Annotated in this window: 18 protein-coding genes; 13 read left to right on the plus strand and 5 right to left on the minus strand. The window is 49.3% G+C overall.

All coding sequences use genetic code 11. The features are described 5' to 3' along the window. Window positions 1-3 precede the first annotated feature (3 nt). From B7982_RS01000 to B7982_RS01015, 4 genes are read left to right on the plus strand one after another with little or no spacing between them, the layout of a single operon-like run. Window positions 4-1,206 carry a beta-ketoacyl synthase N-terminal-like domain-containing protein gene (locus B7982_RS01000; protein ID WP_088659171.1) on the plus strand — a complete coding sequence of 401 codons (1,203 nt, stop codon included), beginning with the start codon at window positions 4-6 and terminating at the stop codon, window positions 1,204-1,206. A 2-nt stretch (window positions 1,207-1,208) separates the two neighbouring features. Then, window positions 1,209-1,679: a thioester dehydrase gene (locus tag B7982_RS01005; RefSeq protein ID WP_088659172.1), complete on the plus strand. Its 471-nt coding sequence runs from the start codon at window positions 1,209-1,211 to the stop codon at window positions 1,677-1,679. Between the two features lie 14 nt (window positions 1,680-1,693). Next, entirely contained in the window at window positions 1,694-2,422 is a 729-nt protein-coding gene (gene fabG / locus B7982_RS01010; RefSeq protein ID WP_088659173.1) for a 3-oxoacyl-ACP reductase FabG, read from the plus strand. Next, window positions 2,419-3,648, plus strand: a complete 1,230-nt coding sequence (locus B7982_RS01015) for a beta-ketoacyl-ACP synthase (protein WP_088659174.1) — start codon at window positions 2,419-2,421, stop codon at window positions 3,646-3,648. Before fabG ends, B7982_RS01015 begins: the two co-directional genes overlap by 4 nt. 50 nt (window positions 3,649-3,698) lie before the next feature. On the opposite strand, the gene B7982_RS01020 is transcribed toward B7982_RS01015, so the two are convergent. Together B7982_RS01020 and B7982_RS01025 are read right to left on the minus strand one after the other, a co-directional pair. Then, window positions 3,699-4,214, minus strand: a complete 516-nt coding sequence (locus B7982_RS01020) for an adenine phosphoribosyltransferase (RefSeq protein ID WP_088659175.1) — start codon at window positions 4,212-4,214, stop codon at window positions 3,699-3,701. A 123-nt stretch (window positions 4,215-4,337) separates the two neighbouring features. After that, on the minus strand, window positions 4,338-5,222 hold the full coding sequence (locus tag B7982_RS01025) for a TIGR01212 family radical SAM protein (protein ID WP_233138302.1): 885 nt from the start codon (window positions 5,220-5,222) through the stop codon (window positions 4,338-4,340). Window positions 5,223-5,389: 167 nt separating this feature from the next. On the opposite strand from B7982_RS01025, the gene B7982_RS01030 reads away from it, so the two are divergent. The 3 genes from B7982_RS01030 (at window position 5,390) to B7982_RS14735 (ending at window position 8,150) form a co-directional block, all read left to right on the plus strand. Then, a complete protein-coding gene (locus B7982_RS01030; protein ID WP_088659177.1) occupies window positions 5,390-6,016 on the plus strand; it encodes a hypothetical protein in 627 nt (208 codons plus the stop codon). A gap of 173 nt (window positions 6,017-6,189) precedes the next feature. Continuing rightward, on the plus strand, window positions 6,190-7,839 hold the full coding sequence (locus B7982_RS01035; protein WP_088659178.1) for an endo-1,4-beta-xylanase: 1,650 nt from the start codon (window positions 6,190-6,192) through the stop codon (window positions 7,837-7,839). Window positions 7,840-7,976: 137 nt separating this feature from the next. Next, complete coding sequence (locus tag B7982_RS14735; RefSeq protein WP_015732475.1) at window positions 7,977-8,150, plus strand: hypothetical protein; 174 nt, start codon at window positions 7,977-7,979, stop codon at window positions 8,148-8,150. A gap of 3 nt (window positions 8,151-8,153) precedes the next feature. Here the strand turns inward: B7982_RS14735 and B7982_RS01040 are convergent, their stop codons facing one another. Then, window positions 8,154-10,283, minus strand: coding sequence for a thrombospondin type 3 repeat-containing protein (locus B7982_RS01040; protein WP_088659179.1), 2,130 nt, complete (start codon window positions 10,281-10,283; stop codon window positions 8,154-8,156). Window positions 10,284-10,533: 250 nt separating this feature from the next. Here B7982_RS01040 and B7982_RS01045 point away from each other — a divergent pair, with 250 nt between their 5' ends. The 5 genes from B7982_RS01045 (at window position 10,534) to B7982_RS01065 (ending at window position 15,912) form a co-directional block, all read left to right on the plus strand. Further along, window positions 10,534-10,749, plus strand: coding sequence for a hypothetical protein (locus B7982_RS01045; RefSeq protein ID WP_015732474.1), 216 nt, complete (start codon window positions 10,534-10,536; stop codon window positions 10,747-10,749). Continuing rightward, window positions 10,746-13,112, plus strand: coding sequence for a LysM peptidoglycan-binding domain-containing protein (locus B7982_RS01050; RefSeq protein WP_088659180.1), 2,367 nt, complete (start codon window positions 10,746-10,748; stop codon window positions 13,110-13,112). The genes B7982_RS01045 and B7982_RS01050 overlap by 4 nt, the downstream gene beginning before the upstream one ends. A 122-nt stretch (window positions 13,113-13,234) precedes the next feature. Continuing rightward, the gene (locus tag B7982_RS01055; RefSeq protein WP_088659181.1) at window positions 13,235-13,975 is read left to right on the plus strand and encodes an ankyrin repeat domain-containing protein; all 741 of its coding nucleotides are present in this window, start codon (window positions 13,235-13,237) and stop codon (window positions 13,973-13,975) included. 89 nt (window positions 13,976-14,064) lie between these two features. Next, window positions 14,065-14,895, plus strand: coding sequence for a dihydrodipicolinate reductase (gene dapB, locus B7982_RS01060; RefSeq protein WP_088659182.1), 831 nt, complete (start codon window positions 14,065-14,067; stop codon window positions 14,893-14,895). Then, a complete protein-coding gene (locus tag B7982_RS01065) occupies window positions 14,896-15,912 on the plus strand; it encodes an ABC transporter permease subunit (RefSeq protein WP_014545089.1) in 1,017 nt (338 codons plus the stop codon). 167 nt (window positions 15,913-16,079) lie between these two features. Here B7982_RS01065 and guaA read toward each other — a convergent pair whose 3' ends face one another. Both guaA and B7982_RS01075 read right to left on the minus strand, forming a co-directional pair. Next, window positions 16,080-17,915: a glutamine-hydrolyzing GMP synthase gene (guaA, locus tag B7982_RS01070; protein ID WP_088659183.1), complete on the minus strand. Its 1,836-nt coding sequence runs from the start codon at window positions 17,913-17,915 to the stop codon at window positions 16,080-16,082. Window positions 17,916-18,004: 89 nt separating this feature from the next. Continuing rightward, window positions 18,005-19,543: a M17 family metallopeptidase gene (locus B7982_RS01075; protein ID WP_088659184.1), complete on the minus strand. Its 1,539-nt coding sequence runs from the start codon at window positions 19,541-19,543 to the stop codon at window positions 18,005-18,007. A gap of 103 nt (window positions 19,544-19,646) precedes the next feature. Here B7982_RS01075 and B7982_RS01080 point away from each other — a divergent pair, with 103 nt between their 5' ends. Continuing rightward, on the plus strand, window positions 19,647-20,654 hold the full coding sequence (locus B7982_RS01080) for a porin family protein (RefSeq protein ID WP_088659185.1): 1,008 nt from the start codon (window positions 19,647-19,649) through the stop codon (window positions 20,652-20,654). Window positions 20,655-20,658 lie beyond the last annotated feature (4 nt).

A 20,658-nucleotide genomic window follows, 5' to 3' on the forward strand; every position in this document is an offset into this window, starting at 1 on the left:
CCGATGAAACGACCTGTGTACATTAACGATTTTAGCCTTCGTTGCATTTTAGGTAGCGACGAGGCTCAAGTTCTTGATTCGCTCACGAATGGCAAACGTGGGACTTTTACCACGTACGATGTTGCCGGTGTCATGCGCCCTGCGGCGACGATTGACCCAGCTACGCTTGCTCCTGTCCCTGAACAAAAGTTTGATAACCGCGTGAACCGCTTGTCTCAAGCGGCGTTCTCTGGAATCGAAAATACGATTCGCAAAGCGGTTGAAAAGTTCGGTGCTGACCGCGTGGGCATTTTCTTGGGTTCATGCGATAATGGTTCCGAAGCTTCAATGGCGGCGCTCAAATGCTTTAAAGAAACTGGAGCATTCCCTGAAGGTTACATTCTTGATTACCAGCGCGCTGATTTTCCAGCACAGTTTATTGCGCAACGCTTTGGAATCACGGGAATGCTTTCGGTTCATTCGACCGCTTGTGCGTCTAGCGCAAGTGCGTTTGTTTCGGCGCGCAATAATCTTTACGCAGGCAATTGCGATGTCGCGATTGTGGGCGGTGTCGATATTGCTTCGCTCTCGGTGATTCTTGGTTTTGCTTCGCTCGAAGCTATGAGTGATAAGCCGACAAATCCTTTTAGTGCAAACCGTTCAGGCCTTACACTTGGCGATGCCGCTGTTTTCTTTGTCGTTACAAAAGAACCTTGTGCTGAACTTTGCACTGCAAAATGCGAAGGCCTAAAGGTTGTTGGTTTTGGCGAAAGTGCCGATGCCGACCATATTACGGCTCCGCGTGCCGATGGGGAAGGCGCTTATCAGGCAATGAAGGCCGCTCTTAATGATGCCGGGCTTGATGCTTCTCAAATCGGTTATGTGAATTTGCATGGAACAGGAACAGAACTGAACGACGCCATGGAATCGCGTGCAATCAACCGTCTTTTCGGTGAAGCAAGTCACGCTGACGTTCCCGTTAGCTCAACGAAGGCTTTGACGGGGCATACGCTTGGTGCGGCTGGCGCATTGGAACTTGCTTTCTGTTGCATGGCTCTAAAAAATGATGTTCTCCCGGCTCATCTTTTTGATGGCGTCGTCGATCCGAAACTCCCGCCGGTTCATTTGGTAAAGCCTGGCGAGACTGCAAAAGACCTCAAATATTGCATGAGCAATTCTTTTGCATTCGGTGGTTGTAATGTGTCTTTGATTGTTGAAAATGGTTAGGCATGACAGAAGATTTTGATACAAAAGATTTAGTCAGTGAACTTGTGCCGCACAAGGGCAAAATGCTTTTGCTCGACCGCGTACGCGATTACGATTTAAAAGAAAATTCCATCACGACTGAAATTGATATCGCTCGCGATAACATGTTCTATGAAGAAGAACTTGGTGGCGTACCCGTGTGGGTTGCTTTTGAATATATGGCTCAAAGCGTTTCTGCGTTGTCTGGAATTTGTGGCCGTGCCAAAGGCGAAAAACCAAAGACCGGTTTTATCATGAGCGTGAGTGGCTTCAAGGCCGATGTCCCTGTTTTTAAGGAGGGCGAAACCGTTGTGGTCAACGTTCTTGAAAATATCCGCATGGACAAGGCGGTGACTTTTGAAGGTTCAGCAACGGTCAACGGAACGCTTGCTGTAACGGCGAAACTCAATACGGTCGAAGTCGATGACCCTAAAAGTTCGTTAAATTTAAATTGATGCAGAGGTATGGAATGGAAAATGAAAAGTCAGTTTTGATTACGGGTGCAAGTGGCGGAATTGGTCTTGCCATTGCCGAAGCTGTCGCGAAAGAAGGCTACACAGTTGTTGCTCATTACAATAGAAACTCCGCACCGATTGATGAACTAGCCGAACGCATCCGAGCCAATGGCGGTAAAATTCGCACATTGCAGTTCAATATTTGCGATCGTGAACAGTGCAAAGAAGTTATTGAAAAAGACATTACCGAAAATGGCGTGTACTATGGCGTTGTGACAAATGCTGGTGTCTGTGCCGACGCCGCATTCCCGGCGATGACCGACGAATTTTGGGACAAAGTCTTGAATACAAACTTGAACGGTTTTTACAACGTCGTCCATCCAATTGTGTTGCCGATGTGCCGTAAGCGCAAAGGCCGCATTATTACGATTTCGTCTGTTTCTGGCGTGATTGGAAACCGCGGTCAGGTCAACTATAGCGCATCCAAGGCTGGCCTTATTGGCGCGACGAAAGCGCTTGCTACAGAACTTGCGAGCCGCAATATCACTGTGAATAGTGTGGCTCCGGGCGTCATTGAAACTGAAATGATTAAGGACGCTCCGCTCGATATGATTCTCCCGACAATCCCGATGAAGCGCGTGGGTAAACCCGAAGAAGTCGCGGCTACTGTTGTATTCCTGCTTTCTGAAGGTGCTGCGTACATTACGCGCCAGGTCATCTCGGTCAATGGAGGCTTGGCGTGAGTCGTCGAGTTGTCGTTACCGGAGGCAGTTGCGTTACATCTTTAGGGATGGAATTGGATGAAATTTTTTCGGAACTCAAGTCTCTGAAAAATCACATCGTCCGTATGGATGATTGGGACAAGTATGCGCAAATGAATACGCGTCTGGCGGGCCCGATTCTCTATGATTTGCCGGAATACCCACGCAAAAAAGTTCGCGGTGCAGGCCGTGTGGGCGTGCTGGCGATTACATCTGCGGATAAGGCTATGCAAATGGCTGGCCTTGCGGGTGAAAAGGAACTTCTCAAGTCTGGCCGTGTGGGCGTTGCCTACGGTTCTTCGATGGGAAGCGTGTGTCCGCTTTTGGATTTTGTCTCCATGCAGAATCCGCCGTACAACTGCGCTAATGTTTCTGTGACAACGTATATCCAGTCCATGCCGCAGACATGCGCTGTGAACGTAAGCCTTTTCTTTGGCCTTACGGGACGACTCATTACGACGAATACCGCTTGCACGAGTGGTAGCCTTTCCATCGGTTACGCTTATGAAGCCATCAAGTACGGTATGCAAGATGTGATGATTGCAGGCGGTGCCGAAGAGCTTGCCGCTACAGAAACGGCTGTGTTCGACACGCTTTTTGCAACGAGCGTTAAAAATTCGACGCCCGAACTTACGCCTGCTCCGTACGATCGCGACCGAGACGGCCTTGTTATCGGCGAGGGCGCGGGAACGCTTGTGCTTGAAGAATATGAACATGCCAAAGCTCGTGGCGCACACATTTATGCAGAACTCGTCGGCTTTGGGCATAATACGGATGGCGAACACATCACGCAACCCAAGAAAGATACGATGCAACGTGCGTTGGAATTGGCTTTAAAAGATGCTGAAATCTCGACGGATGCGATTGGCTATGTGAATGGCCATGGAACCGCAACGCATCATGGCGATATTGCTGAAAGCTGGGCGACATACAACGCTTTTAAGCAACGTGCTGTGGCGATTTCTAGCCTTAAAAGCTACATGGGCCATACGCTTGGTGCATGCGGCGGTATTGAGGCTTGGCTTGGCATCAACATGATGAATCGCGGATGGTTTAGCCCGAATTTGAACTTGAAAAATGTGGACCCGGAATGCGCTCCGCTGGATTACATCACGGGTTCCGGGCGTGAAATTGATACGGAATATTTTATGTCGAACAACTTTGCGTTCGGCGGCATAAATACTTCGCTTATCTTCAAACGCGTTTAAACGCATTTGTCATTCCGGCCTCCGTGCCGGAATCTCCATTACTATTTGCTTTAAAACTTTGTCAGCGTTTCTACACGATAGCCATCAAGAAATTCGCGACCTTTAAGGTCCGCAAGCTCAATGACAAATGCAAAGCATTCTACTTTACCGCCCATTTTCTCTACGAGATGGGCGGCTGCTTTTGCAGTGCCACCGGTAGCGAGCAAGTCATCGACGATAACAACGCGTTGCCCCGGCTTTATCGCATCCTTATGGACTTCCATACAGGCGGTTCCGTATTCGAGATTGTAAGTGATTTCTACAGTCTCGCGGGGGAGTTTCCCTTTTTTGCGCTCAGGGACAAATGGCTTGTGGAAATGCTCTGCAATCGGAACACCAAATAGGAATCCGCGTGCTTCTAGCCCGACAACGACATCAAAGTCAACATTTTCAAGAGCCTTGTAGAACGCATTAAGCGTAAGCTTTAGTCCATCGGGATCACTCAAAATTCCCGTGATGTCACGAAACAAAACACCCGGCTTAGGAAAATCCGGAACAGCAATAATGTAGTCTTCAATACGTTTCATTTACCCCTCTCTTTTTTACGTCTTCGTCATTCTGAGCGATGAAATCGCGAAGAATCCAGTTATTTCTTGCTCAGGCGTCATTGTCATTCCGGCCTCCGAGCCGGAATCGCCATCTCGTTATTGCTAATGACTATCTAACAATTTTTCGACTGTCGTAATAATCTTGTCGCGTTCCCCGCACCAGTTCGGAGCAATCAAGAGTTCGCTTGGGCTTTCGCCGCTGAATCGTTCGATTGCGATATCCTTGCCGATAATTTTAATCATCTCGGCAACCGCTTCGCAGTATTCCTCGAACGAAAGCAATTTGACTTCGCCGTTGGCAAAATCTTGCGCCATGACCGTGCCGACCACAATGTGCAGCGGGTGGATCTTGACTGCTGCAAGTTTCAAATCGTGAACGACTTGTGCCGTGTGCTTAAAGTCTTCCATCTTTTCGCCGGGAAGCCCAACAATCACATGCGTTGTGACGGTGAGGCCTGCGGCTTGACTGCGTTTTACGGCATCTTCAAATTCCGCAAGCGTGTGCCTGCGATTGATGCCTGCAAGCGTCAAGTCGTTTGCGGTTTGGAGCCCGATTTCAACGATAATCGGCTTTTTGCGGTTGAGTTCCGCAAGGTATTCAATCTTTTCGTCTTCAAGGCAATCTGGGCGCGTCCCAATCGCAAGCCCTGCAATTTCTTTATGCTTAATAATCGGATCGATGATTTCTCGCAGATGTTCAAGCGGCGCGTGCGTATTCGTGTACGGCTGCAAGTAGGCGAGGATGCCCGCATTCGGATACTTGTCGCGAAGCTTCGGAACGTACTTTTCGAGCTGTTCCTGAATCGAGACTTTAGCTTCGTCAAAGACAGGGCTGAAGCTGCGGTTGTTGCAGTAGCTGCATCCCGAAAATCCCTTGGTTCCATCGAGGTTCGGGCAGCTCATGCCGCCATTGAGCGGGAGTTTGCGCACCTTGAGGTAGTTCGGGAAGAGTTCCAAAAGTAAATCGCGATAAGGTTTGTAATGCATGCCCATAAAATAGATAATTATTCCTCGATAGTCGTATTAAATTTTACAAGTGTTCGTTTTGTAGAGTCTATGTAGCCTAGGAAATAGACAAAATATCGTTTTTTGCCTATTAATGAAATTAGTATTAATTTATATTTATTGTTGCTAGAATAAGGAATAGTTATCTAATGTTTAAATATATAATGATTGGTATTCTGCCATTTTTGCTTTCGTCGTGTTTTAGTTATTATGACAAAGCAGAACGATTGGCTGTGATGGGAATTGTTGATAATGATGAGAGTGAAAGAAGTGAATTTAATATAGGTAAATCTAAAAATTTTGATTTAGTTTATTTAATTAATGGTGATACGGTTGATATTCCTCTGGGGATTATTCGCGAAGATAATCGTGTTGATGCAGGTGAAAGGGTTATAAAAAGTTTTTCTCAATCATTTTGCAATGTTGCGGTTCCCGCCTCGGATGTGTCCGGATGTGGGCAAACTTTGAGAGGAATCGTTGATATAGAGATTGTTTTAAAAAATAAAGAAACGAAGAAGTGGACTTTACTTGCAAAAAAAAGTATCGATATGGATGCCTATGTTCGCTCTGTTTTGCTAACTCAGGTGTATGTAGGTTCTGATACTGCGAAATATTTGAGTAGATCAAGGTTTAATATTGATTGGAGTAAAATGAAGCCGATCGTATTTGAAGGTTCAAATGACACTCTTTATCATCATACAGGATGGTATTGGGATAAAAGAGAAAAATATGAAAACAACCTCATTGAAGACCAATATTTCGTTGAAATCCCATAATTTTTAAGTATTGGGGCGGGGGACTTCAAAATGATGGATGAATTTATCCTTTGATACACTTGTTACACTTTTTTGCTCGTTTGTGTTTTAGTCTGCCTAAAATATGCCCTAAATCGCCCGAAAAACGCACTTCGAGTATATATTTAACCTGTAAACATAACCGAGGTGTCCTCATGAATTTTAAAAAGAATAAAGCTCTTGCGATTGCGACGACCGTCGCCATGGCGCTTTCTGTGCCGTCTTTTGCACAGTTGAACAATGGTGATATGGAGTATGGTGACGGCGGCTGGTATCTGTGGAACAATCCTGATGGTCCAGCTGTAGCCGAATCGCAAATTGCCGTGCAGGGGCTCGGTGTCGATGGTTCCCAGGGCGCTAAGGTCGTCGTGAAGGAACTTCCGAATCCGTGGTGGGGCTTGCAGCTCCAGCCGCCTAAATTTTTGGCAGACTCCGGTTTTTACAAGCTCTCGTTCAAGGCTAAGGGCAACATGCCTATTAATTCTGTGGTGCAGGGCGGCCCTCCGGACTACCGTCAAAAAGAAAGCGCTTCGTTTGACTTGACAGACAAGTGGCAGACTTATGAAATGATTTTCCTTGCTGACCAGAAGGGTTACGGCCTCAACAACATTACGTTCCAGATTGGCCTCAAGAAGGGCTGGATCCAGCTCGACGATGTCGAAGTTGAAAAGATGGACGAAATGTCTGACCCGTCCTGGTATAACAATGCCGATGCCCGCATCGATAGCCTCCGCAAGGTGGATTTCACGGTCAAGGCAAATCCGGGCGAAAAAGTCCACGTGAAGCTGTTGCGCCATTCGTTCCCATTCGGTACGGCGCTCGCTCTCTATGACACCAAGGATAGCACCGAAAACTGGTACCGCAACGCCGCCAAGAAGTACTTCTGGCATGGCGTCTCTGAAAACCAGTTCAAGTGGCCGGAATACGAACCGAAGAAGGGCAAGATCAAGCGTGAAGAAATGAAGGAATACACCGACTTCACGGCTCAGAATCACTGGAAGCTTCGCGGTCACGCTCTCATGTGGAGCCACCAAGGCTACGGTTTCGACAAGCACTACAGCAACAAGGGTAGCTGCGAAGAAATGGCTGAAAAACTCAAGGCCCGTATCTATCGCGACCTCAAGGAATACAAGGGCAAGATTACCGAATACGACGTTTGGAACGAACCGATTCACGAATCCTGGACGTTCAACAAGTGCGGCTGGGGCATTCTCGACAGTGCCTTCATTTGGGCTCACAAGGCTGACCCGAGCGCATTCCTTTACATCAACGATTACAACGTCGTTGCTGCAGGTGAAACGGATCGCTATTATGGCTTGATTAAGGGTATGCTCGAACGCAAGGTGCCTGTGATGGGCATTGGTGTGCAGTGCCACTTTGGGCTCCGTCCGGTTGTGCCGAGTCTCATCAAGGAACGCTTGGACAAGCTCGCTTCCCTTGGCCTCCCGATCAAGGTTACAGAATTCGACGTGGGCGACTGGCAGGCTGGTATGAACGACACCGAAGAAGTTCAGGCCGAAAAGTTCGAAACCTTCCTCCGTACCGCATTTAGCCATCCGGCTGTGAACGGCATTGTGTTCTGGGGCTTCTGGGACAACCGTCACTGGGTCAAAAATGGCGGCATGATTGCTTCTGATGGTCGCGAAAAGCCTGCTGCAAAGCGCGTTTACGACTTGTGGCACAAAGTCTGGACGACGGACCTCTACGCTACCGCCGACGAAAATGGCGAAGCCAAGTTCCGTGGTTTCAAGGGCTACTACCAGGTCAACGCTGGCGACAAGAAGTTCCAGATTACTGTGAAATAATACTGTTAAAATAATGGATCCCCTCCCTGACGGTCGAGGATGACAGGTTGCATTCGTCATTCCGAGCCCTTTACGGGCGAGGAATCCAGTCAAGTTTCAAAGCCGCGTTATGCGGCTTTTTTACTATCTTGCTTTTCATGAAACAGAAAATTCCCGGAATCCTTTTTTTACTCGCCATGCCCCTTTCCGTCCTCTTGTACATCAAGGTGGAGGCTCTTTCTGGCTCGGAGATTCTCGGGCTATTTTCTGCGGTGGCGCTCTACGTTGTCGTTGCGCTCGTCATCGCGCTCTTGTTCAACAAGAAATCCTAAAAGCTACTCTTCCTTGATGTTGTACGGCAAGAGCCTTACGCCAACAGGGTTGAGCTTTGTGTGACCGCGTGTATCAGCCGGTAATTGCGTTCCAAAGCCGGTCGCCTTGAGGCGCTCTTCCTTGATTCCCTTGTTGATGAGGAATTCATAGATGACAGTCGCGCGAGCTTCCGAAAGAGACTGCGGAACCAAAGCTTCGCCGGGCTTTACGCTACACTGGATTTCGATAGCGATATGCTTGTTGTGTCGCATAATCGAGACGATGTCGCTTAGTGCCGTGTAAGAAGAATTCATCGGCTTGTCAGTCCCCTTGAGGAACGTTATGCGCCTTGCGATTTTATCCAGATTCAGCTTGTCGCGGATGGGGCATCCGTTAGCGTCTACTTCTGTGCGTTCAAGCGTGTTCGGGCAGTTGTCGAGATAGTCGAAAATGCCGTCCTTGTCCGAGTCTAGCGGGCAGCCTTTATTGTCTACTGGTGCGTTTTCTGGGGTATCCGGACACTTGTCTTCTTCGTCAAAAACGCCGTCGAGGTCTTGGTCAATTCTACAGCCAATGCTATCGACTTTTACGCCAAGCGGAGTGTTTATGCATTTGTCCATAAAGTCCGGAATGCCGTCTTCGTCAGAATCGATAGGGCAACCGTACATATTGACAATTTCCTTGGGAGCGCTTTCTGGGCACTTGTCCCATTCGTCAGGAACGCCGTCTTCATCTTTATCCAAGAAGCATCCGTACTTGTTGACGGTAAGACCTGCGGGCGTGTTGGGGCAGGAGTCGAGTACGTTCGGAACACCATCTTCGTCTGTGTCGAGAATGCAACCGCGTTCGTTGACTTCTTCACCGGGTTCGCTATCCGGGCACTTGTCTAGTTCGTTCGGAATGCCGTCGTTGTCGTCATCGCGGATACATCCGTTTTCATCGACGGGGTAGCCTTCCTTTGTCTGTGGACACTTGTCCTTATAGTCCGGAATGCCGTCGTTGTCGTGGTCGAACGGGCATCCGTTTTCATCGATGAGGACTTCTTCTGGCGTGTCCGGGCATTTGTCTAGGTCGTTTGCAATACCGTCGTTATCGTCGTCAGGCGCACAGCGGTACTTGTTTTCTTTGAAGGTGAGGCCGGACTTGGGGCACGCGTCCATCTTCTTTTTAAAGTCTTCAATCCTTCCACTGAGGTCGAACGTTCGGCTAAGCTTGATGGAGGCCGTAATGGGGGAGCTTCCGGGGACGGTGTACGAATATTCGTGACCTTTGTTCTTTGTGGTAATGGCGTGGCCATGGCGTAGTTTGCGCTTTCTGAAGAGGTCCATGCCGAGGTCTGCGTTAATCGATAGCGTCGTAAATTTTGGGAGTCGTACTTTTAAACCCGGCGAGAATCTCAGTTGATCGTTCAGGAATCCCGGAAAAATATCTTTGGCGCGTATCCAGGTTTCTCCGGAAGTTTCGAGAACGAGCGATACCCATTCGTAAGGGAATATGTTAAGTCCCGTTCCCCAAATAAAGATGTTTTCGCCATTTTCAATCGTCCTAAGGACACCCGCGTAGTTATTCCAGTTGAGGTTCCTGTGGATGTTTATCGTCATGTACAGCGTTCCTGCAATGGCGAAGTCTGCTGCCGAATAAGCGTTCGTGTACCCGCCCTTATGGATGTACCACAGGTGTCTCGGGCGTAGACCTTTTTCGTTTGTTCCGCTCGGGATGAACACTTCGAGCCCTGCCGCGAAATTGAACAGGTCCCTTAAGGACTGGTTGGGGAGTTGAGCCTTGACCATTAGTCCGAGGTCACCAAAGCCAAGTCCTTTGAGCCTAGTTCCACCGGCATCGCCGTCGTAGTGCACGTTGATGTTGAGGCCCACATCGAGAAAGTCGAGAATCCCGTATCCGATAAATCCAAGAACTGTGTTCGATGGGGAGGGCGTTAGCTTTCTTTGGTTGCCGTTCTCGTCGACGAGGTAACCTTCAAGGCTTGCAGGCTTGTTGCTGCTTGCCATTTCGAAACCGCCTAAAATAAACAAGTCACCCGGACTGAGCGTTCGTGCTCCGGGAACATGGATTCCGCTGCTAGTGAACGAAAAACCAGACTGCGCAAACACAAAAACGGCGCTGATAAGAAGAGTAAACAGAAATCGTTTCATTTTTCTTAAAGAATTTAGACATTTTTTCGGTTTAACTGTTTGCATTTTAAAATTTATGTATATATTTCACTTCCGAAGTGAGAAACAAGAACTCCGCAAACAAATTGCCGTCATGGCATCGAAAGTCGCAAACCGCGTACAAGATTAACAGGGTTATCATAATCCTGCAAATTGTTGCCGCTCTTGCGATGTGCGGTGTTATTCTATACGGTATGAACCGATTGATGCAGTAAACTGGAGGATAGCTTAAATGAATAAGGCTTACTATTGTGGTCGTCGTCCTAAGAGTGATGCGTTCGATGATACCCCGGATCCAACCTACCTGGGTGAAGAAGACGATCTGATCAAGGAAGAAGAAGAACCGCAAGAAGAAGAAGTTGACGAAGAAGTCGATTTTGACAAGCCGTCCTTTGGCCGTAACCCCATTTGGTCTGACTACGGCGAGGATATGGATTTCGACCAGTGATATGGTCGGATAAATTACTTCGACTCGGCTTCGCTCTTGTTATCTTGATGCTGTCCGCCTGCGCTCCTAAGCAGGCGAAACTTGCCGCGTCGTCTCAGGGGAAACCTATCCAGGCGGAGAAGGTCTCTATTGATGTACCTGGTCCAAACCCGGGGAAGGAAATTGTTGGGGATTCCACGAGGCCCTCTTGGGTCTATTATCAGTATGGTCTCCAGGCAATGGATAACAACCAGTGGGCTGTTTCCAAGCATTACCTTGAAGAATCTCTGCGCCTCTTGGTGACGGAAAAATACGACTCTACAAAGAGCGGACTCACTCGTTCCGAAGATTCCATCTATAAAATGCAGATGCCTGTGCGCATTGTCCAGGCTTTAGAAGATGTCTATCCGAACCTCGCCGAGCAGGAGGGGAGTGATTCTACCAATACGGATAGCCTTTCGATCGATGGCGTTGACGCTTACGACGAAAATGCGGCCGATAGCGCTTCGATGCGCGTTATCGAAAATTTCCTCGACACGGTTGATGCTGGGCGTTTTTCGCTCCCGATCCGCTTTAACGAACGCGTCATGCAAGAAATTTACTACATGACGACGACAGCACGTGGCTTTATCACGCGCTCGCTTACCCGCAAGACGGCGTATGATTCATTGATTTATACAAAGCTTGCCCAAAAGCGCATGCCGCGAGACCTTATTTACCTTGCCTTGGTGGAATCTGGCTTTAATGTAAAGGCTTATAGCCGTGCAAAGGCGGCGGGTATGTGGCAGTTTATCCCGGAAACGGGTATCCGCTATGGCCTGGAAGTCGATTTCTGGGTCGATATGCGTCGCAATCCGGAAATGGCGACAGAAGCTGCCTTGAGCTATCTCTCGACCTTGTATGCTGAATTTGGCGATTGGCTCTTGTCAATGGCTGCTTACAACTGCGGTGAAGGTCGAATCCGTCGACTGATTCGTGAAAAGAAGGCCGATTCTACGTGGGGTAACCGCCCTGTAACGTACTGGGATTTGCAGCTCCCGCAAGAGACAATGCACTATGTGCCGCGAATCTTGGCGGCGATGGTGATTGGCCATTATCCGAACCATTATGATGTGTCGATTACAAAGCGCCAGTTGCCGGCGTACGATACGGTTACTGTTTACGATTCGTTCTCGCTCGATGAAATTGCAAAGTTCTTGAAGGTTCCCGAAGATACGTTGCGCACTTTGAACATGGAACTTACCATGTGGTGCACGCCTCCAAACCGCGATGCGTATTTGCTCCGCTTGCCGTACGGGACGCGTGCTGCGTTTGTGCAGAACTACGACCGTATGGAAAAGAACGGCTTTTCGAGTTGGAAGGAACACAAGGTCCGCAAGGGCGAATCGATAGGTGTGATTGCGCAACAGTATGGTGTCCGCGTGGCAGAAATCCAGCGAGCGAATGACTTGAAGAAAACCAAGCTCAAGCCGGGTCGTACGCTTTTGATCCCGATAAAGGTTGCTCCGCGCAGGTCAACGGGCAAAAAGCCGACAAAGGTCCGTACATATGTTGTCCAACTTGGCGACAATCTTGCCTCGATATCCCGCCGTTTTGGTATTTCGCAGGAATCGCTTCGCGTTTGGAACAATATCGAGGCCGGGTATAATGTGAAAAAGGGCGATACCATTTTCGTCTCTAAACCTGATTTGAAGCCGACTAGCTTTGTGCAGCAGCGCGTTGCGCTCAAGAAGGGCGAAAAGTATGTAGTCAAGGCGGGGGATACCTACGCTGAAATTGCAAAGAAGTACAAAGTTCCGGTGTTCCTCTTGTTGCAGGCTAATAGCGGTTTTACCAAGCGCCTCACGATTGGCGATTCTCTTGCGATTCCGGCTTATGTCCGTCCGCCGCGCAAGATGTCCAAGGCAGTCGAAGAAGACGTTCCTGTGGAAGTTGCCAAGGCAGTTGAAACGGATTCCAAGAAGTCTAGCAAGTCTTCCAAAAAGTCCGCAGAAAAGCCTGCGGAGTCCGCAAAGTCCTCAAAGAAGGCTCCTGTGAGTACGACCATCATTTATACGGTCGAGGCCGGGGACAACCTCTTTGCGATTGCCAAAAAGTATTCCACGACGGTTGCTGCTATCCGCGAAATGAACGATATGGGCAATTCTTCGAACATCAAGGTCGGCCAAAAGCTCAAGATTCCGGGCTCTGTCGCTCCGGCACCGAGTGCAACTAAGGTCGAAGAAATCACGCACGTGGTCAAGAAGGGCGAGGGCCTTTGGGATATTTCCCGCCAGTACGGCGTGACGATTGAAGATATTGTGAAGTGGAATGGCTTAAAAGACACGAAGATTAAGATTAACGAAAAGCTAAAAATCAAGACAACAAAGAAACCGAAAAAATAAAAATGCGTATAAAGGCGGCTTTTTGATAAAAAAATGTGTAAATTCGTGTTTTTTTTGTAATAAATTGAAAAAAATAGTGTAGTTTTAACTTGAAAAATTCAAAAAAATCACTGGAGTAAAATATGAAGAAGAAAATCTTGGCTCTCTGTGCTGCTGGTCTTATTTTTTCTTTGACTGGTTGTGAAGAAACCATGGACCCGAACGATCCGCAGTCTGTTCGCAGATATTTGACGAAGAAGCAGATTGGCTTTACGCCGAACCAGTTCGTCTCTTACGCGGTTAATAGCGATACCGCCAAGATGACTTTGTTCCTCCAGGCTTCTTTCGAAATTGACCAGCCAGCAGATAACGGCAATAACGCAGTCGCCATTGCAGCCAACAAGGGCAACTTGATGGTGCTTAACTACTTGTTCGATCATGGTGCTAAGGCCAATGTCAACAACGGCAATGGTGAACCGGTTATTGATAACGCTGTCAATATGGGTAACAAGGAAGTGGTCGTCCGCCTCTTGGAACAGCTCAAGAAGGAAGGCGTTGAACCGCAGAACCTTGCTACCGCAGTGCTTATCGCCGCTAAGACGGGCAAGGCCGACATGCTCGAAGTGCTTGCTAACGCTGGCGCTCCGCTCGAAAATCGCAGCCCGGATGGCTATCTCCCGATCCATTGGACTGTCAAGTCTGGCAACTATGATGCGATGAAGTTCCTCATCAGCAAGGGTGTCGATGTGAACGCCAAGTGCGCTCAGGGCTACTCTGTACTCGACTGGGCAACAAACGAAGGTTTCACTCGCCTTATCAAGGAATTGAAGAAGCACGGTGCCAAGAATACTGCAAAGTATAAGATTGACTCTCGTGGCAGATAAGCGAATCTTTTCGGCTTGAATTTACAGGACGGGTCTAAAGCCCGCCCTTTTTTTCTATCTTGTCAAACGGAAAAACAATAGGAGATTTTATGTCCGTTCAAGTGATGGTTAATGGTATTCCGGGTAACATGGGCCGCATCGTGGCCGAAACTTGTGTTGCTCGCGGTTTGGAACTTGTCCCGTATTCTTTGACGGGTGAAATTATTGTCGAAAACGAAGCCGAAGTTGCAGGCAAGACGATTCAGCTCTTGAAGCCATCCAACCGCGAAGCCCGCATTGGCGAAGTGCTAGCCAAGTATCCGAACATGATTTGCATTGACTACACGCATCCGACGGCAGTGAACGACAACGCCGCTTTCTACGTGAAGCACAAGATCCCGTTCGTGATGGGCACGACCGGTGGCGACCGCGAAGCTCTCACAAAGCTCGTTGCCGAAGCCAACCATCCGAGCGTCATCGCTCCGAACATGGCAAAGCAGATTGTCGCTTTCCAGACCATGATTGAATTTTTGGCTAACGAATTCCCGACGGCATTCGAAGGCTACAAGCTCTCCGTTGTCGAAAGCCACCAGAAGACCAAGGCTGATACAAGCGGTACGGCTCGTGCTGTCGTGGGCACCTTCCAGAAGATGGGCTTTGACTACACACCGGACGATATCGAAAAGGTTCGTAACGAAAAGGAACAGATGGAACGCATGCATGTGCCCGAAGAATACCTCGGTGGTCACGCTTTCCACACCTACAGCCTCGATAGCGCTGACGGTACGGTTCACTTTGAATTCCAGCACAATGTTTGCGGCCGCAAGATTTACGCCGAAGGCACAGTTGATGCCGTGAACTTCCTCGCTGACCAGATTGCCGCCGGTACTGCAAAGCCGTTCAACATGATGGACGTCTTGCGTTCTGGAAAAATGAGATAAATGCGTTCGTACATCCTTCGTCGTTTGTTGCTAATGATCCCGACATTAATCGGGATTTCGTTGGTGTGCTTTATCTTGATTCAGCTCTTGCCGGGTGGCCCTGTGGAAGAGCTGATTTCTCGTGCGCAGCAGGCGGCTTCGATGAAGGGTGGCGTAGATGCTTCCAAGGCGCTCTCGCCGGACCAAATTGCGCAAATCCAGGCGTACTTTGGCTTTGACCAGCCCGCGTGGAAACGTTACCTTACGTGGCTTTGGAACGTATTGCATTTGAATCTTGGGGAAAGTTACACGTACGGGCTCCCGGTCTGGGACGTGATTGTAAGCCGTTTCCCGATTTCATTGTTCTTTGGTGTGACGTCGTTCTTCTTGAGTTATCTTATCTGCATTCCGCTTGGGCTCTGGAAGGCGGTGCATCACGGAAGCAAGCTTGATTCTTTTACGAGCGGTCTTATTTTCTCGGGTTACGTGATGCCGGGTTATGCGCTTGGCATTTTGCTCATCATCTTTTTGGCGGGTGGTTCGTACTTGGACATTTTCCCGCTAGGTGGGCTTACAAGCGATGACTTTGAGGATTTCACGTTCTTCGGGAAAGTGTTTGATTTGGCGCAACATTTGGCGCTCCCGATTTTCTGTTACATGATTAGCGAATTTGCGTTCCTCACGTTCCTCATGAAGAATTCTGCACTTGAGGAACTGGGTCGCGATTATATGCGAACGGCTTTAGCTAAGGGCTTGAGCTTCAAACAGGCTCTTGTGCGCCATGCTCTCCGCAATGCGCTTATCCCGATTGCGACCCGCCTTTCTGAAATTTGCACGCTCATGTTTGCGGGCGCGCTCCTTATCGAAAAGGTTTTCGATATCGATGGTATGGGTCTCTTGTATTACAATTCGATGGTCAACCGCGATTACAACGTGGTGATGGGGATTATCTTCCTCAGTAGCCTTATGGCGATGGTGGGCCGTCTCTTTAGCGATATACTTTATACGCTTGTCGATCCGAGAATCAAGTTCTCGTAGATGAAATTTGTTTTAAATTGAAAAATCCGAATGAGTTTGTCTCATTCGGATTTAAAATTTGTCGCGACTCTCGCCTTACTGACGCTTACGCCTACGGCTTCAGCGTCTGCTTGTTCGCCTCGGTCATAAAAATGAGCAAGCTCATTTTTGCGACACTCGGCTCCGCGCTACTCCCACTCAATGGTTCCGGGCGGCTTGTGCGTCACGTCGTACCACAGGCTGCCGGCACCTTCGGCTTCGAACTTGCGCCAGAGACCTGCGAGCATTCCCTGGTCGATTTCAGCGAAGTTTGCCGTCATGGCTTCGGTGGAGTTCACCGGGCGCATCACGATGCAAGGCTTGTTAGCCGTGCGGAGCGGAACGAGCACAACCGGCATCTGCCAAATCTTTTCGTACAAGTCGTTGGCCTGCAGGAATTCGGTGCAGATGTTGTCGAACTTGCGGAGCGTATCGAAGTTTTCGCGGGTGGCGTACTGTTCGACAAGTTTCGGATCTTCATCAGTGACGCTACCAATCTGGTAAATCACGCGGTTGATGGCCTTGAAGCGGTTGGCAAGTTCGGTAGAGAACTTTTCGCATTCCTTCCAGCTTAAGCCCGGAGTCGTGATGAGGAACGGCTGTGCGTAAGTACGGCCGTCACCCTGGACGCCAACGCTCTTAATCGGGAGCATGCGGCCTGCAATGTTGTTTGCCTTGAGGTAATCGGCGAGGGACTGACCTGCGGTGTCCTTCACGTCTTCGAACTTTACCATGTCGCTTGTGAGCTTGCCTTCGCTGCAGAGTAGGCGAACGCCGAGGCCCGGACCCGGGAACGGGTGACGCCACACGAGGTTGTGCGGAATGCCGAGTTCTTCGCCGAGTGCGCGGACTTCGTCCTTGTACAAGTCGGCGAGCGGTTCCAAGACGAGACCCTTTTCCATGAGGTCCAAAACTTCTTGCACGCGGTTGTGGTGCGTCTTGATCTTGTCGGCGTTCTTGGTGCCGCCGCTTTCAATGGTGTCGGGGTAGATGGTACCCTGAGCCATCATCCATTCGTTCGGATCGAGGTTGAGCTTTGCCATTTCCTCGTCCTTCACCGTCAAGAATTCCTTACCGATGATGCCGCGCTTGGTTTCGGGAGCGGTTACGCCCTTGAGCTTTGCAAGGAAGTGTTCGCTAGCGTCGCGGATCTTGAGGTTGTTCATTCCTTCCTTCGTGAGGAAGTCCATAATCTTCTGGGATTCGCCGAGGCGCATCATGCCGTTATCCACATGCAAGCCGAGAACCTTTTCTGGTCCGAGCACGCGGTTCAAGAGCACGAATGCCACGGTGGAGTCCACACCGCCAGACACGAGCAAGAACACCTTGCGGTCCTTGACCTGGTCCTTGATGCGCTGCGTAATGAGCGGCAGATAGCTCTTCATGTTCCAAGTCTTCTTGGCACCCGTAAAGTCGACGAAGTTTTCGAGCAACTTCATGCCGAACTTGCTGTGCGTGACTTCGGGGTGGAACTGGATGCCGAAAATCTGGCGTTCGGGCTTGTCGCTATCGAATGCGACGGCGGCAATTTCGCAGTCCTTGGTGCTGGCCACGATCTTGTAGCCTTCGGGGAGCTTCGTCACCTGGTCGCCATGGCTCATCCACATTGGGGATGCCTTCGGGAGCCCCTTCAAAAGCGGGCACTTTTCGTCGCCGACGATGAGGTCTGCAATGCCGTATTCCTTGACCTTGCCCGGTTCAACGTGACCGCCCAACTGCTGGGCGATGAGCTGGTGACCGTAGCAGATGCCGAGCTTCGGCACCGGGAGGTTCAAAATTTCAGGATTGTATTCCGGAGCGTCAGCCGCATAAACGCTAGACGGACCGCCACTGTAAATGATGCCCTTCACGCCTTCGAGTTCAGAAACCGGGGCGGCGGGGGAGTGGATTTCGGTAAACACGCCAAGACGGCGTACACGGTTGGCAATCAAGTGAGCATACTGCCCACCAAAGTCCAAAACGGCAATAGTATCAACGTTTTTCATACATCTAAAAGATAGAAAAACCTTCAGAAATCTGAAGGTTTTTTAATACTCACTTTGAGGATTTGATAAGCAAATTATTTAAAATCCGCTTATGCTTCTACAGCGACATATTCGCCATCTGTATCTTTGTTTGCTGCATCTTCGCAAACTACGCCGGACATGCGTCTTGCAAGTTCAATGAGCGTTTGCACGCCGAATCCGGTGGCACCGAAATCGGTGTATTTCCAGGACTTGCTTACAAATGCCGTACCTGCGATATCCCAGTGCGTCCAGGCCGTGTTTTCAGGGACAAATTCCTGCAAGAAGAGAGCGGCGGCAATGGCACCAGCGTCGCTGCCTGTGTTCTTGAGGTCTGCAAAATGATCCTTCAAAGCGTCGGCGTATTCTTCTTCGAGCGGCATGCTCCAGAACTTTTCGCAGCATGCTTCACCGCAGTTGATGACCTTCAAGGCGAGGTCATCGTCATTGCTGAAGAACCCGGCAACAGCGTAACCGAGAGCGCGAACCATGGCTCCCGTGAGCGTCGCGAGGTCGACAATGTGCGTTGCTCCGATGAGGCCTGCTTCTGCAAGGCCGTCCGAAAGCACCAAGCGGCCTTCGGCATCGGTGTTATCGACCATGACCGTCTTTCCGTTCTTGGCGGTAAAGATATCGCCCGGCAATACAGACTTGTTGCCGATGGCATTTTCGGCGAGGCAGCAGACGGCGCTCACCTTAATCGGAAGCTCGAGCGTGGCGATGGCCTGGATGGCGGCAAGTACTGTTGCAGCACCGCTCATATCGCTAATCATCTCGGGCATGGATTTAGGCGGCTTGAGGCAGAGACCACCCGTATCAAACGTGAGGCCCTTACCGACAAATACCAAGTGGTCGGCGGAAGTGCGCGCATTTTTCGCTGCTTTCTTGGAGCTCTTGCTTCCATCGTAGCTAAGCGTGATCATGAACGGTTCGTGCGAGCTGCCCTTGCCGACAGTCACATGTCCCATGAAGCCTTCCTTTTCGAGCTGCTTCATGTTGCGCACCTTAATCGAAAGACCCGGAGTGTACTTTGCAATGGTGTTTGCATTTTCGACAAATTCAGCAGGCGTGAGGTCGCTGGAGCTTGTATTAATCAAGTTCTTGGCAAGGACTATTGCCTTGTTTTCAATGGCGACAACGTCTGCAATCTTCTTGAATTCTGCGGCGTGTTCGCCTGCAACGAGTTCGAACGTGACCTGGAAGGCGTCTTTCTGCTTGCTCTTGTAGGCATCGAACTTGTAGTCGGCGTAGTGAAGCCCGTGCAAAATGCTCTTGAACTGTTCCGGTGCGGCGTCTGCAAGCATGATGGATACGACCGGAACCTGGCGCTTGCTAGCCTTCTTGGCGAGGCGGAATGCGGCCATGCGCAGGTGGTCGAGCGACGAAAGACCGCGTTCTTTGGCTGCATTCACAAAAATGGTCGGCTGGTTATCGATTTCCAAAAATTCAAGGTCTTCGAACGGACCGTCTTCCATGCCGTTCAATACGGATTCAACTTGCTTTTCGGCTTCTTCCGAGAGCACGTTGGAAAACTGGATCGATTTTTTGACGTAAAATAGGGCGTAAGCATTGGCCTTGCCCGAAGCTGTGGTAACTATATTTGTTTTCATATAGCTTAATCTAGTATTTTATGAACGGGGAGCTTGTATTTTATATTGGTTTTTCGAATACAAAAATACTATAATATTACATGATTAACATTGGAGGATTATTATGAATCTGAAATGTACTGGAATTTTGACGGCTCTTGCCGTTTCTGCCGTGATGGCTCAGGAGGCGGCACCTGTTGAAGCGGCTCCCGTAGCTCCGGCTCCGGTTGCAGAAGAGGCTCCAGCCCAGGTGGCTCCTGTTGCTGAACAAGCTGCTCCGGCTGAAGACAAGTTTACCGCAGTCGAACAAGAACTTGCTCCTGAAAATCTCTTTGCTGAACCTGCCGCCGTTCGCGGTGAAGATGCGGCAAGGCCTGTCCAGAAACAGACTACCAGAAAGTTTGTCTATCGTCCTGTTTATTCTCCTGCTGAAATCGAAAATAGTAGTGGAAATGTCAAGACGATTTACGTTTCTCAAGTTTCTACTGCCGATACGATCGACATGGACCAGTTGCGTGGACTTATCCCGCTTAAGTTTACGTTCGGTATCCAGGGCTTTATCGGTAATGAATTCCTTTCGGGCGATAATGGCCGCTATGAATACGACCGCTATTCCGGCTTGACCTGGAGCGTTGGTGCTTTTGCCATTTTCCCGTTGGACGAATACAACATGGCGCTTAAGACTGGCGTGTTGTTTGAACACGACAAGGTAAGCAATAGCTATAACGATACATACAAAGAAACCTTTGGCGAATACCGCGTGTCGTTTAGCCAGTACCGCATTTCTGTTCCGCTTCTCCTTTCGTTGAAGAGCGCAAGATCGAACCTTTACTTTGATGTCGGTGTGCAGCCGTCTTTTGCGACTTCGGATATTTTTAGACTGAAATCGTACAATTCGTCTTCTCCCGAAAAGTCTGTAAGCATCAAGGAAGATATGATGGATAACGACTACCGTTCGGGAATCGACTGGTCGATAGTCTTTGGCTTTGGTATCCGTGCGAATCGTTACCTTGGTTTTGACGCCCGTTTCACTTGGGGTATCAGCAACCAGTATGATGATTACAATGCTTGGCCGATTAATAATCTATCTTCTAAGTCAGTCACTGTTGGTGCAACCTTCTACGCATTCTAGTTTA

The sequence above is a fragment of the Fibrobacter sp. UWB2 genome (genome assembly GCF_002210425.1).
Lineage (GTDB): Bacteria > Fibrobacterota > Fibrobacteria > Fibrobacterales > Fibrobacteraceae > Fibrobacter > Fibrobacter elongatus.